Raw genomic sequence first — 15,410 nt, 5'->3', positions numbered from 1 at the left:
TCTTAATTTGTCAAATGGAAATAATCAAAATCTACATAACCACCAGCGGCTTTAGCTGCATAGTTGAATAGTCCGAACCGATAGCCCATAAAATGAGGAATGGTATAACTCATTTTTAACTCATTACCTATCCTGTTCCAATTGCGCCCATCGGTACTATAAAAAAATTGAGCGAGATCTCTTTTGTTTGTAAAGTCACAGCTTGCTTTAAGATAGATGCGCTGCTGTTTAAGGCCAACCTTGGCCACCTCTTGCGGTACACCTGTCGTAGCATTGATCATCACCAATGATTTTGTATTTCCTTCCATACGGACACCAACTAACCCATAATTTTTTTGCAAAAGCGATAGGCCTGCAAAATCACCATCTTTCATGTTAGCAACCTCTATAGCAATAGCGGCACTGCAAGTCGGCCCGATGGTACGCTGGGTAAGGGTGTTTTTGGCCGAGAGAAAATCATCGGTAAGATCGCAAGTATGCATTCTCAAAAAGCCTACTCGCGCTGTTACAGACCATAGATTATTGTTTGGATTATGGTTCCACTGCCACACCGGAGGAAGAGCCTCATCTCCAGTTTTCCGGTCAAAATCATCGGAGTTAACGATTCCGGGAATTAAACTTTTATTTGCAGGAAGATTTAAGGTAGCCGGCACTTTTCCGCCGATACCGAGCGCGGGCCATCCATCTTCCCATGTGACAGGAACCAAAAATGGAATACGTCCTACAGCGCCATAATCCTGAAACAAATATGCATACCATTTGCCGTCGGGCATATCAATCAGCCCCCCTTGGGCCACACCTTGATCCTGCAAAACCACTTTCCCTTCATAAGGACCTTCCAGTTGACTTGCCCGATGGACAATCACCGTGCGCATTCCTCCAGCGGGCCATGAAATATTAAAAAGGTAATAAAAGCCATTGATCTTAAACATTTGGGACCCTTCAGCAGGCAGCCCCACTTTACCTCCTTTTGGCTTAGCAGGTAAAGAAGCGTCATCTATTAACACGCGTTCTGTCCCAGCTTTAATGCCTGAAAAGTCGGGCGACAATTCGGCAATATGGATCCGTCCGCTACCCCAGATCATATAATTTTTTCCTTGATCAAAGAATAAACTATGATCATGCATCATTGGACTAAACTCGGTAGAAACCCAATTTCCTTCCTCAATATCTGCCGTGCGATAGACATGTGTTTTACCTGTATTGGAAGAAAATGTACTTACATAGTATTGTCCATCATGAAAGCGTAAACTGCTTGCCCAGGAACCGTGCCCATACGCATTCTTCTGATTCGACAAATTGAGCTCATCTTGATCTGCAAGGCGATCATATACATAATTAACCAAAGTCCAATTGACGAGATCTTTGGATTTCATTATCGGAACCCCGGGGCTCATGTGCATGGTGGTACTGCTCATGTAATAGGTATCACCAACGCGTATCATGGACATATCGGGTACATCGGCAAAGATGATTGGATTACGGGCTTGCTGCGCTAATGAATCCAAAAACAGGATCATAAAGCAGCAGACAAAAGCACTAATTTTCTTTCTTAACATAATAAATGATTAAATGTTCACGTTAATTCAATAAGCCGTTAAAGTGTAGTATTTCCCGGGTACGGTCAGCACGTCGTATTCGTAATAGTGTGGTAATTTAATTCCTTTCAGATGTGATTCAGCTGACTGAATAGGTTTTGGTGTTCGTATTGAAGTGAGAAGAGCATTGTTCAGATAATCTTTTGCGAGTTGAATTCCAGACCCTTCCAATGCCGAAGCTGTACGAAGCCGCAACATGCCACCTAAAGCAGAAAATACCCTGACTTCCTTTATCTTTCCTTTTTTCCACTGCATTTCAATTTCAAATCCTCCACGTGCCTTTATGCCTTTTACCCACCCGTCGCTCCATCGATCGGGAATCGCTGGCAGGAGATGCACAGCACCATCGTGACTTTGGACCAGCATTTCTGCCACACCTGCTGTTAGCCCAAAATTACCATCTATCTGAAATGGAGGATGTGCTGTAAAAAGATTAGGATAGGTACGTCCCTCTAGATGCTTTTCATCAGAAAGCGTTAGCATATTTTTTATAATTTCGTACGCATGGTTTCCATCCAAAAGGCGGGCCCATAAGTTTATTTTCCAGCCGATCGACCATCCTGTTGCGAAATCCCCGCGATAAATCAATGAATTACGGGCTGCTTCAAACAATTCAGGTGTGCCAAAAGGTGAAATTTGGCTCCCTGGAAATAATCCATATAGGTGTGAAATATGCCGATGTTGATTTTGCGGATCATCCACATCTTCCATCCATTCTTGTAGCTGGTTATATCGACCGATATGCATCGGTGGAATACGGCGAGCCGTACTTAGCAAAGTATCCCTGTAGCTAGAATCGATACCCAGCACGTCTGCAGCCAAAGCAGTACGCGTGAGCATGTCATAACACAGCTGGTTATCCATCGTCACTCCGGCAGCGAGTGGACCTTGTTCGGGCGAAATTGAAGGACTCAAAACAAGCCATTGCTGATCTGGATATCCACGATGTACTATAAGTGTAGACAAAAGAAAATCACAAGCGCCCTTCATAGTGGGATAATATTGCTTTAAAAAAAAACGATCTCCCGTAAAAAGGTAATGCTCCCATACATGTTGCGACAACCACAGCCCCCCACTGGGCCACATTCCAGCTGCCGCAAAATCAATAGGACTCGTCACACGCCAAATATCTGTATTATGATGAGCTACCCAACCAGATGCATTATACAACGTTTTTGCCGTTTCTTTTCCACTTTCGCTGAGTTCTTTAATCATGGAAAATAATGGCTGAAGCGTTCCTGAAAGGTTAGTTACATTCGCAGGCCAATAGTTCATCTGCGTATTGATATTGATCGTGTATTTACTGTCCCAAGCGGGCTGCATGGAGCGGTTCCAGATGCCTTGTAAGTTAGCAGGTTGACCACCTGGCTGCGAAGAACAGATAAGTAAATATCGGCCGAATTGAGCCAATAGGGTAACTAGCGCTGGATCCTGCGTATGGGCAAAATTAGCAATTCGTGTTGAAATAGGCTGTTGCTGTTCGTCGTTGACGCTGCCCAAATGCAGTTGAAAAAGGTTAAACTGCTTATTGTAAGCGGTTTTATGCTGCTGAAAAGCAAGCTCATAATCCTTACGCATTGCTTTTTGCAACCTTTCCGTGGCCTCCTTGGAGGGATCCGATCCCAACTGTTTATAATTTTTGAAATTACTCGCCATTGAAATATAAAGACGGATGGAAGTCGCATCCTTTATAGTAATCGATTCGTCATCCACAACTAGCTCTCCATCCCTAAGGTTTACTCCGGTATGGATCTGATAAACAACCTCCCCTTTAACCCCCTCATGATCAGTACCTCGCCCTTCTAAAATAAGTCGATCACCGCTCTTAAAAATAGTATGCTTCGACTCATTCTCATACGCCAAGGTGCAGTTGAGCTTCCCTTTCTTGCTCGATCGGATCTGCATTACGATCACATCATCAGCAAAGGAAGTGAAAACCTCCCTCGTATATTTTACTCCATCTACTGTATAATGAGAACGCGCTACAGCGTGCTCGATATCCAATTCACGATAATAGTCCTGATAGTTATCATGACCCGGAAATCGCAGCAGAATATTACCGGCAGTTTGATAAGGCATGCCATGGGTCTTTGTAAAGAAAGTTTGATTTGCAAGCTTTTCAGCTTCAGCTGACTTCCCGTCAAATATATAATCCTGAATAGTTTTTAATGCCCCACCGCCTTTGGGGTTATCGTTCCGATAAGGACTACCAGCCCAGATAGTTTCCTCATTGAGCTGCATGCGTTCACACGATGGGATTCCATAAAACATCGTACCCAACCGACCATTTCCTAGCGGTAAGGCCTGCTCCCATATCCGCTCATCCGCCGGCCGATCATACCATAGGGTTAAAGCCGACCGCTTTTGCGCAAACAAAAGTGTAGTATGCAATGTTATGATTCCAATGAATGTGATAATATGCTTCCAAATAAGGTTTTTAATCATTTCTCTCCATCCTATTTTTACCGTTTCCGACCTAAACAACCGATTTATCCACGTTAAACCCAGCCCGGCAAAATATGTACTAGTTTATTGCTAATTAAAAAGTGTTTATTTTTTATCCTTAAATACCAATTGCGAAACATTATAAAGGTCATTTTTCCACACATTGAAATCATGTCCTCCAGGCTCCAGATAATAAATATGAGGCACCCCATGTTGCGAAAGGTAATCATGCGTACGTTTACTAATATGAAGCAAACCATCCTGGTCGCCACAGGATATCCAAAGTAGTTTTAGCTTGTCCTTCGCATCTTGCGGATTAGGGAGCAACTCTTGCGGCATCTTCGTATTGGGCGCAGAAGAAAAACCCCCTACCCAGGCGAACGTGTCGAGATGAGCCAGTCCAAAATTCAGCGCCTGACCGCCCCCCATCGATAACCCAAAAATCGCACGGTGTTCGCGATCTTTGATAACGGGAAACTGATTTTCAACGTAGGGAATAAGGTCATTGAGAAGATCTTGTTCAAAAGTCGAAAACGCTGCAACCCGATCAGGTGCCATCACATTACCACCAGCACGGTCATCCTGCATAGCGCGACCATTCGGCATAATCACCAGCATCGGTTCCATCTTTCCCTCGGCATATAGGTTATCAAAAATAACCTGCGGGTTTCCATGTCTGAACCATTCCCTTTCATCCCCACCTATTCCATGCAGCAAGTACAATACAGGATATTTTTTAGTAGCATGATATCCAGGCGGCGTATAAATTAAAGCTTTTCTCTTTACCCCAACAGTTTTTGAAGGATAAATTAGGGAATCTATTTTTCCAGTTGAGGCCAATGGTCGCTCAAGATCAAATCCTTGTGGAGCAGCCTGCTGCGCTTTAGTGATTAAGCTGATGGAGAAAACGCACCATAATGTGCAGATTATCTTTTTCATAATATAATTGGTTTAAACCTCTTTCCTTTTAAGTACCCGTAACGCCGCTGCTACTATCGCGTCTGCATTCAGGCCATATTTGTCCATCAATGCACTCGGTGGCCCCGATTCACCGAAGCTATCGTTCACAGCGACATATTCCTGCGGCCTTGGCATTTTCTTCGTCAGCAATTGTGCGACACTATCGCCAAGTCCACCGATACGGTTATGTTCTTCAGCGGTAACGACACAGCCGGTTTTAGCAATAGAATTTAGTATGGCATGTTCATCCAAAGGTTTGATGGTATGGATATTAATAATCTCGGCATCAATACCCAAAGCTTCCAACTCTTCGCCCGCACGGATGGCTTCCCACACCAGATGCCCTGTCGCCAATATAGTCACTGCGGTGCCTGGATTCAGCATCACGGCTTCACCAATCACAAATTCCTGATCTTCGGGCGTAAAAACCGGCACCACGGGACGACCAAATCGCAGGTAAACTGGCCCCTTATGTTTAGCTGCAGCTAATGTCGCGGCCTTCGTCTGGTTGTAATCGCAAGGATTGATAACAGTCATTCCAGGAAGCATTTTCATCAATCCGATATCTTCCAATATCTGATGGGTAGCTCCATCTTCACCCAACGTCAGACCAGCATGCGAAGCTGCTATTTTTACATTTTTATCCGAATAAGCAATTGATTGCCGAATTTGGTCGTATACTCGGCCTGTTGAAAAATTAGCAAACGTTCCTGTGAAAGGTATTTTTCCACCGATGGTAATTCCAGCCGCAATTCCCATCATATTTGCCTCTGCAATCCCTATCTGAAAAAAGCGTTCAGGAAAGGCTTTGATAAAATCGTTCATTTTTAGCGAACCGATCAGGTCGGCACATAGTGCGACCACATTTTCGTCCTGCTTTCCTGCTTCAAGCAAACCGGCTCCAAATCCCGAACGCGTGTCTTTTGACTCTGTATATGTATATTTTTTCATGTTAATCTATTTCAAAATCTTTGCGTATTAGGCGATATAATCCCCCAATGTTTCTGCATTCTGATTTAAGGCCAAATTTAGTTGCTCATCGCTGGGAGCAATGCCATGCCATTTATGTGAACCCATCATAAAGTCGACGCCATTCCCCATTTCCGTATGTAGCAACACCATTACTGGCATGCCTACGCCAGTTGAAGCTTGAGCTTTTCGAAGTCCCGAAATCACCGATTCAATATCATTTCCTCGCATAATTTCAATAACGTTCCAACCAAATGCCATCCATTTTCGCGGTAGATCGCCCAGCGAGAGCACATCATTGGTAGCGCCATCAATCTGAGCGCCATTGTAATCTACAATGGCAATCAAATTGTCCATTTTGTTGTGGGCGGCATACATAGCCGCTTCCCATACTTGGCCTTCCTGTAATTCGCCATCCCCCATCAATACATACACTAGATGATTGTCATGGTTTAGCTTTTTAGCCTGTGCAGCACCAATAGCGACAGAAAGCCCCTGTCCTAAAGACCCTGAAGCAACACGAATACCAGGAAGTCCTTCATGCGTCGTGGGATGTCCCTGAAGGCGTGAATTGAGTTTTCTGAAGGTGGAAAGTTCATCGACCGGAAAATAATCTGCCCGTGCAAGAACACTGTAAAACACCGGAGATACATGTCCATTGGAAAGGAAAAATAGATCCTCTCCTATGCCGTCCAAGTCAAAATGGTCGTTTCGCTGCATCAACTCAAAGTATAAGCACACCAACAATTCGGTACAACCCAACGATCCTCCAGGATGTCCTGACTGGCATCCATGCACCATCCGGATTATATCTCTCCGTGCTTGCTTGACAATAGCTTCTAAATTATGTATACTATGTTTTGTCATGACCATCTCAATTGTTACTTTGCGCAGCAACGCGTTTATGATCAGCTAAAAATTGCGCTAGTCCACTATCCGTTAACGGGTGTTTTAATAATGCAAAGATCGCCTGCAAGGGCCCTGTCATTACATCTGCGCCTATTTTGGCACAGCCTAGGATATGTGCACTGTGGCGTACCGAAGCTGCAAGAATCTGGGTTTGGAAAGCGTAATTGTCAAATATCGTCCTTATCTCGCGGATCAGTGCCAGCCCATCGACAGATATATCATCCAGCCTGCCCACAAAAGGCGATACATAGCTTGCTCCGGCTTTAGCGGCTAAGAGCGCCTGACCAGCTGAAAATACCAAGGTACAGTTAGTCTTAATTCCCTTGGCACTAAAATATTTGATCGCTTTAATACCATCTTCGGTCATCGGAACCTTAACCACAATCTTATTGTCTAGCGCCGCCAGGAGCATACCCTCTTCAATCATCGAACTGTAATCAGTTGAGATCACTTCAGCACTTACATCACCGTCTACAATATCACAGATTGCTTTGTAATGTGCGTGAACATGAACCGTTCCTGCAATTCCCTCTTTTGCCATCAGCGAAGGATTGGTCGTTACACCATCTAGGACACCTAAATTCTGAGCCAAGCGAATCTCGCTGAGACTTGCTGTATCGATAAAAAATTTCATTTTTTTTAGTTGATTAGTTTTTGTATTCGCTAACTCTCTAGCGATTGGTTATAAAACAAAACTATAGTTTTCAGCTAGATAGGATTGCAACAAATAAAAAAAAGAAGGGTAAAAATGTTTAAAACAGCATACCCTTCTAAAAAAATGACCTAATACGACCTTTTAAACAACTATTATATACCGCTCACACAGACTCGCTTTTCTGCGATTGAATATATTCACTCGGTGTCATCTGATACTTCGCTTTGAAGACTTTTGTAAAATAATTTGGATTGGCAAATCCCGTTTCATAGGCAATTTCAGAAATAGACTTATCACTTTTTTCTAATAGGCTCGCAGCCTTTTCTAATTTTACTGAACGGATAAAATCTACAGGTGACATACCCGTAAGTTCCAATAATTTGTTATACAGGGAGGCTCTGCTCATCAACGTATGGGCACTTAGTGCTTCCACAGATAATTGTGGATTGTCAACATTATCGTGGACATACTTGAGTACTTTTTGTAAAAATTTATCCTTTTCAGATTCTATGGTGACTTCGGGAGCCAAAATAGATACCTGTTTACTATAGACTTCCTTGAACGCCTGATTTAGCTGCAACAAGCTGTTAACCTTAGCGACGAGTACATCCATATCAAACGGCTTAGTCAGGTAACCGACTGCTCCCGACTCAAGGCCACAGACAAGTCCATTATCGACATGTGAGGCAGTCAGTAAAACGACCGGGATATGTTTTGTCCGTTTATCCTGGGCAAGCTTCTGAGAAAATTCCATACCATTCATATAAGGCATCTGAACATCGCTCACCACGAGATCGGGATGATGAAAAAGCGCCTTTTGCCAGCCGTCCTTCCCGTTCGTAGCTTCAATGATCTGATAATGCTCTTTTAAGGACTCGTAGAGATAATACCTAAAATCTTCATCGTCTTCAATAATCAGTACGAGTGGGCTCTGCCTAAGTTCAGCTGGCTGTACCGCCGTTATCGCTTCACAATCGGGCACCTCTTCATATTGCGGTTCAGCCTGATCCAACCACAGATCAAATTTAAAGACACTGCCGCTGCCCGGTTGGCTGTCTACAGAAATCTCCCCAAGGTACATCTGAACAAATGACTGGGCAATCGATAGCCCAATTCCAGAACCTTGACTTGCCACTTTACCCTCATTATCGTATTGGAAAAAGCTTTCAAATATGGACTTTTGAAGCTCCTCCGGAACACCGATACCTGTGTCACGAACTTCAAGATTGACATGAAGCTTTTTGTCGACCATATTTGCCATTGTTATACTTACGGCGATATCCCCACCCTTTTTTGTAAATTTAAAGGCATTATAGATTAAATTAAATAAAATACGTTCAATCTTATTGCGGTCAAAACGGCAATACAATTTTTCCTGACAGGGAACAAAGGAATAATCTATACCTTTTTGTAAAGCCATGTCCTGAAAGGAGCGGTATACTTCCTGTACAAACGACACCAATTCACCATCCTCGTCCTGCAATTTTAGCTCATGGTATTCCATTTTACGAAAATCGAGTAACTGATTGACCAAATTCAATAGCCGGCGGGCGTTGCGGCTGATCAAATTAAGCTGATCGCCCAGTTTGTTATCTTTACTTTTGGTTAATAACGCATCGATGGGTCCCATGATTAAAGAGATTGGCGTGCGAAATTCATGACTCAAATTGGTTAAAAACCTGATCTTCATCGCGTCCAACTGATGTTTGGTCTCAGCATCTCTTTTTTGCTGTTCAATAAGCTGCCTCGCCTGAATACGTTCCTGTTCCAGCGCAAATTTTTGCTTTAACTTTTGAATTCCTCGATGCCTGATAGACAAAAGTACCCCAGCAAAGGCAAACACATACAATAAATAAGCATAAATTGTACGCCAAAAAGGTGGTGCAACGTGAATAGCTATCGATTTAATTTCCCTGTTCCAAATGCCATCATTGTTACTTGCACGTACCTCAAAGACATAATCTCCAGGATCTAAATTCGTGTAATAGGCGCTGTTTTCCTTTCCGTTTCGAATCCAGTTTTTGTCAAAACCGACAAGGCGGTACTCATATTGGTTATCTTCGGGCACGGTGAGGTTCAGTGCAGCAAAAGAAATGGAAAAATTCTGCTTATACTTCAGGTTGATACGATCCGCAGTCAAGAGCGACTGTTGTATTGGACCTTTGTCTGAAGGTTGAATAATCACATTGTCAATTTTTAGATCCGTTAGCGCGACCCTGGCAGGATTACTATTCGTTTTTAAATGAGCAGGATAAAAATGATTAAAGCCCTTCTGACCGCCAAAGTAAATTTCACCATCATCTGTTTTCAACGATGCTCCAAGCATAAAAGCCCCTTCTTGTAATCCTACGGCATTTGAATAGTTTTTAAACTTATTATTTGCCGGAGAGTAACAACTCAATCCTTTATTTGTCGAAAACCAAATGCGCCCCATATCGTCTTCAATAATACTTTGGATCGCACCATTCACTAAACCATCTTTCTCGGAAAGAGTCTCAAACAATGTCTTGCCTTTTCGTAGCAACCCCACCCCATTTCCATTTGTTCCAACCCACAAATTCCCTTTTTTATCGGTGTGTACAGCTAATATATAATTGCTTGGAAGCTTACTTTTTGCTTTATCATAAGTGATCGTATGTTGTTTAATGGGGTCGTACATCACTAGACCCGAGCCATACGTACCTATCCACATCTTATGTTCTTGATCTTCTGACAGCGCACGTATAAAATTCCCTGGCAACTCCATCCCATCATCTGACGGCTCCTCTCGCTTGTATTTTTTGACAATGCCGCTTCCCTTTTGAATGATGTTTACCCCACCTCCGTTTGTGCCCACCCAGGTGTTTCCCTGGAAGTCAACTTTTAAACAAAAGATATCGTTATTATTTAATTTATCTGCCCTATTGCCAACGGTATACCGTCTGACATTTCCAGAAGGGAAATCATAACAAATCACCCCTTGCTGATAAGTGCCGATCCAAAGTTGATCAAGCTTTCTTTCCAAGGCTAGCACCGTAAGATCTTTAGGCAGGCTAGCAGAAAGTGCAAAAGGTGACAATCGATCAGCTGTTCGATCATATTTCCAAATGCCCCCACCATCAACTCCCAAAAAAATCTTATTTTGATAGGCAGCAAATGAGGTTACGATGGCCGGATCACCATTCCTTCCTTCCAAAAAGTCAAGGCTTTTTAAACTAAACTGGCTTAAATTGGTATCAAACTTATTTAAACCGCCCTGAAAAGTACCAATCCAATAGATCCCGCTGCTATCCATACAAATCGACCGTATCGATTTATGAGAAAGGCTATGGACATTGCTTGGGTCCGGCTTGAAGGTACGAACGCTAAAATTATTGGTATTCAATACATCGAGACCATTATCCGTTCCGATCCATAATTCCTGTTTTTGATTATAGCACAAGTTATAAACCCGGGGGCTGCTCAACGCTCCTTTTCCGACCTCCGATTTAAATTTCTTGAATTCGGTATCTCCAGGCGTCAAATATTTAAGTCCTAGCATAGATCCCATCCAAATCCTGCCGTTATCGTCTTCCACAATGGAAGTAATATCAATACCATTTCCGTAACCATCCTGTTCCGAAAGAACCTCAAAACGCTTTATGGTCTTTAAGTTTGCTGATATACGGAATATTGCGTTCTCCGACGATACCCACATATTGTTATGTCTATCCCGGAATACGCAGCCCGTTACTTTACCGGCAAACGTTTCCAAAATGTATTTATAGGTGGGATCCATCTTCTTTTGTAGATCATTTACATCCAAAACATATAAAGCACCATAAGACGCAATCCAAATATTTCCGTTCGCGTCCTGGTCAATCGAATTGATTGCAGTACTCAGCCATTGACCATCAGGCGTAAGATTATAGGAGCGAATTCGGTCGGCTTCCCGATCATAATAACTCAATCCACCACCATTTGTACCAATCCATATCCTGCCCTTTCTGTCTTCCTTTAACGCCGAAATATGGTTAGCCATTAAACTATTCTCTTTATTGGCGTCATACCGGTAGACAGTGTAATGACGGCCGTCGAAGCGATTAAGTCCATCCTCTGTTCCCAACCAAAGAAAACCATAACTGTCGCGATAAATACTATAGATTGTATTGGAAGAAAGGCCATCCTTCGAATAATAGCGTTGAAAGGTTACGGGTTGGTTTTGCCCATAAGAAAAAAACGTCAACAACAGCCAAGTAAATAACAGTAATGTCCGTATCATATATTTAGGTGTGTAATCTGCAGCACAGAAAATCGATGCTCAACTGTCAACTAAATTATCAAATTAATACCTACTAAACTAGTCAAAACGATTATTTATACTGTATAGATGGCAATTTTTAACATTATTTCCCTTCATTTAAACATTCTTGCTATCCAAAAAATTTAACATTGGCTAGCTTTGATTTACAATTATAAACTGATTTGAAAGGCATCTCCTAGTATTGGGAAATTGCATCTCAACCATGCAATCGGTTGCGAAACAGTTATAATAGAGCATTTAACCAATTATAGTATACAATTTATGACAGTACCAGATGATCCTTGACTGTCCCCTCATTTCTATCAATATGAGTTAAGGGGATAGGGATACAAAAGTATCACGCCAATTAAAGAAAATTTAACCAATAATTCTTCAACCTATTTATCAATCCAAAAATGCGATGATGATTACATATAAAATCACACGAGTAAGGCGTTGGAAAAAGCTATGGGGTATAGCTAAGCCATTCACTTTACTGCTTTTCCTACTTTACGTGGGGCAAGCAACACTCTTTGCACAGGCCAAAAGACAGATAAAGGGCATTGTCGTCGATAGTAACCATAAAAAAGTGATCGGTGCATCCGTTCGGGTAAAAGGCACATCGCTGGCCACGGCTACTGATGATAATGGAGCTTTTACAATCCAGGTCCCGGCAGATAATACTTTGTTGACTGTTTCTAAGCTGGGATATGGCAAAATAGAAATCGATATCCACAATAAAAACACTATTGAAGTACAGTTGACCGATCAGTCAATCGAAATAGAAGAAACCATTGTTGTCGGCTATGGACGTCAAAAAAAAGAAACTGTCGTTGGCGCCATTGCGCAAACTTCGGGTAAAATCCTCGAGCGCGCAGGTGGTGTTTCCAGTGTAGGCGCCGCATTGACTGGTAACGTCCCCGGAGTGATTACTACTGCAAGTACAGGTATGCCCGGTGAAGAGGATCCCCGTATCGTGATCCGCGGCCGTAGCACGTGGAATAATACCGACCCTTTAGTGATGGTCGATGGTGTGGAAAGGCCGTTATCCGCCGTAGATATCAGTTCTATTGAAACAATCTCTGTACTAAAAGATGCCTCGGCAACTGCTGTCTATGGTGTTAGAGGGGCAAATGGCGTTATTTTAATTACCACTAAGCGGGGTAAAGAAGGACAAATGCTGATACGCGGTACCGTCAACAACATTGTAAAAACGGTTTCCCAACTTCCGGGAAAAATGGATTCGTACGATGCTTTGATGCTACGCAACAAGGTTATCGAATATGAGTTAGGGATTTCTCCTTCCAGTTGGGCCAACTATCTTCCACAAGACGTCATCAATAAATACCGTTTTCCCGCTGACCTGACGGAACGCGAACGTTATGTGAATACCGACTGGGCAAAGGAATTATTTAAAAGCCACGCTTTTTCACAGAATAGCAGCGTCAATATTGCTGGTGGTACACCCTTTGTCAAATATTTTGCGAATGCGGACTTTCTTTACGAAGGCGATATGTTCCGCCAGTTCGAAAATGCTCGTGGTTATAAAGCAGGCTACGGTTTTAACCGTCTAAATGTACGGTCCAATTTAGACTTCCAGCTTACTCCCACAACCAAATTTTCAACCAACCTAGCAGGGTCTCGCGGTGTCAAAAAAAGTCCATGGGGAGGCGGCAACGATTATTCCTATTGGATCGCTGCCTACACGGTAGCTCCAGATGTTATTTATCCACGCTATTCAGACGGTACCTGGGGTTACTATGCCTTAAACTCACAAGCCGGGATAAACTCTGCCCGTGTGCTGGCACTCAGCGGAACCGAATACATCACCACAAGTCGTATTACAACAGATTTTACGCTCGAACAAGATCTTAAGTTTTTAACGAAGGGGCTTAACGTTCGTGGGACAATCTCACTGGACAACACGTTTGTCGAGGGCGGCCGCGGTATCAATGATGCCAACAACAGTACACAAAGTAAATGGATCGATCCCAATACGGGATTGCCAACCTATCAGATCGCTTTCGATGGTACAAATAGATTTGACTTCGTCGAGGGCATAAACTGGACAACCGGTGCCGGACAGGTCAGAGACGGGTCTACCTATCGAAGATTATTTTATCAATTGCAATTAAATTACGCAACGACCATCGCTAAGAATCACAACATCACTGCCATGGGTTTATTCAACCGCAATCAGACCGGAATAGGGAGTATGATTCCATCCTATCGCGAAGACTGGGTATTCCGCACCACCTACAACTACAAAAATAAATATATGCTTGAGTACAATGGAGCCTATACGGGATCCGAAAAATTCGGTCCTGACAATAGATTTGCCTTTTTCAATTCCGGTGGGATAGGCTGGCTAGTTACTGAAGAAGAGTTTATGAGGCCTATCTCGTTATTGAATATGCTCAAGTTACGTGCGTCCTATGGTGACATCGGTGACGATAGTGGCGGCCGTCAATTTCTGTACCTAACCCAATGGGCATATGGGGGCACCGCTGGCATGGGGGTTGAAGGCCGCTACTCCTACTCCGACGGCAATACCAGTCCTTATATCTGGTATAAGGAAAGTGCGCTTGGCAATCCAAATATCCGCTGGGAAAAAGTTAACAAATTCAATGTCGGCCTCGACTTCGGTCTGTTCAATAGCCAGATAACCGGTAAAGTCGACTTTTTTAGAGACCGTAGGACAGATGTCCTGATTAGCGGCGCCAACCGAGCCATTCCTTCCTACTTTGGGATGGAGGCACCTACAGCCAACCTAGGTAAGGTACAGAATAAAGGGTTTGAAGTAGAACTGAAATTTAACAGACAGCTCAATACCGACTGGAGAATATGGGCTGATATCAATTTTACCCATGCCAAGGATAAAGTCATCAATGCCGATGCACCCGAGTTGCTGCCCGAATATCAGAAACCGGATAACAAACAAGTGAGTCAAACCTATTCTTATGTTAGCTCCGGATACTACAATACTTGGGACGAACTTTATTCGAGTACCGCGCACGAAAGCAATGACCTAGCGAAACTACCCGGCAATTATCATATACTGGATTATAACGGGGATGGTATTATCGATGCTAAGGATAATATTCCCTACGCCTTTCCTTCGGTTCCACAGAACACTTATAATTATACCATTGGATTTGATTGGAAGAATTTCAGTGTCATGACCCAGTGGTATGCTGTCAATAATGTCACGCGACAAGTTGTTTTCAACAGCTTCTCAGGCCAGCTTAACCTCGCTTATGACGAAGGTTCCTATTGGTCAAAGGACAATGTCAATGCAGACGTACCACTACCACGCTGGTTATCACAGTCGAGTACTTATACACCCGGTAACCGGTATATGTTTGATGGTTCCTACATTCGATTGAAAACAGCCGAAATTGCCTACAATTTTAATCGGGAATCTAGCGTAATCAAACGCCTTGGGCTTCAAAACCTTCGCGTTTTTCTAAATGGCAATAACTTAGTTTTCTGGTCCAAAATGCCAGACGACCGTGAATCCAATTATGCTGGTACGGGCTGGGCATCACAGGGTGCCTACCCTACTGTAAAGCGGTTTAATCTAGGTGCAAACATTACATTTTAATCCTACCAC

Annotated in this window: 8 protein-coding genes; 1 reads left to right on the top strand and 7 read right to left on the bottom strand. The window is 43.0% G+C overall.

Annotation, left to right across the window (positions count from 1 at the left end):
- Window positions 1-2: 2 nt before the first annotated feature.
- The 7 genes from QE382_RS08740 to QE382_RS08710 all read right to left on the bottom strand — a co-directional run bounded on the left by QE382_RS08740 (window position 3) and on the right by QE382_RS08710 (window position 11,776).
- On the bottom strand, window positions 3-1,559 hold the full coding sequence (locus tag QE382_RS08740) for a glycoside hydrolase family 43 protein (RefSeq protein WP_307185553.1): 1,557 nt from the start codon (window positions 1,557-1,559) through the stop codon (window positions 3-5).
- 27 nt (window positions 1,560-1,586) lie between these two features.
- Window positions 1,587-4,043, bottom strand: a complete 2,457-nt coding sequence (locus QE382_RS08735) for a glycoside hydrolase family 95 protein (RefSeq protein WP_307185552.1) — start codon at window positions 4,041-4,043, stop codon at window positions 1,587-1,589.
- 105 nt (window positions 4,044-4,148) lie between these two features.
- Complete coding sequence (locus QE382_RS08730) at window positions 4,149-4,982, bottom strand: alpha/beta hydrolase (RefSeq protein ID WP_307185551.1); 834 nt, start codon at window positions 4,980-4,982, stop codon at window positions 4,149-4,151.
- Between the two features lie 12 nt (window positions 4,983-4,994).
- Window positions 4,995-5,954, bottom strand: coding sequence for a transketolase family protein (locus QE382_RS08725; protein ID WP_307185550.1), 960 nt, complete (start codon window positions 5,952-5,954; stop codon window positions 4,995-4,997).
- 27 nt (window positions 5,955-5,981) lie between these two features.
- The gene (locus QE382_RS08720; RefSeq protein ID WP_307185549.1) at window positions 5,982-6,839 is read right to left on the bottom strand and encodes a transketolase; all 858 of its coding nucleotides are present in this window, start codon (window positions 6,837-6,839) and stop codon (window positions 5,982-5,984) included.
- Window positions 6,840-6,846: 7 nt separating this feature from the next.
- Window positions 6,847-7,515 (bottom strand): fructose-6-phosphate aldolase, encoded by a 669-nt coding sequence (gene fsa, locus QE382_RS08715; protein WP_307185548.1) that lies wholly within the window; start codon window positions 7,513-7,515, stop codon window positions 6,847-6,849.
- A 184-nt stretch (window positions 7,516-7,699) separates the two neighbouring features.
- A complete protein-coding gene (locus tag QE382_RS08710; RefSeq protein ID WP_307185547.1) occupies window positions 7,700-11,776 on the bottom strand; it encodes a two-component regulator propeller domain-containing protein in 4,077 nt (1,358 codons plus the stop codon).
- 442 nt (window positions 11,777-12,218) lie between these two features.
- Here QE382_RS08710 and QE382_RS08705 point away from each other — a divergent pair, with 442 nt between their 5' ends.
- The gene (locus tag QE382_RS08705) at window positions 12,219-15,401 is read left to right on the top strand and encodes a SusC/RagA family TonB-linked outer membrane protein (RefSeq protein ID WP_307185546.1); all 3,183 of its coding nucleotides are present in this window, start codon (window positions 12,219-12,221) and stop codon (window positions 15,399-15,401) included.
- Window positions 15,402-15,410 lie beyond the last annotated feature (9 nt).

The sequence above is a fragment of the Sphingobacterium zeae genome (assembly GCF_030818895.1).
Classification (GTDB): Bacteria; Bacteroidota; Bacteroidia; order Sphingobacteriales; family Sphingobacteriaceae; genus Sphingobacterium; species Sphingobacterium zeae.
The sequence above is the reverse complement of the archived record's forward strand: the minus strand, read 5'-3'. Positions and strand labels throughout refer to the sequence as shown.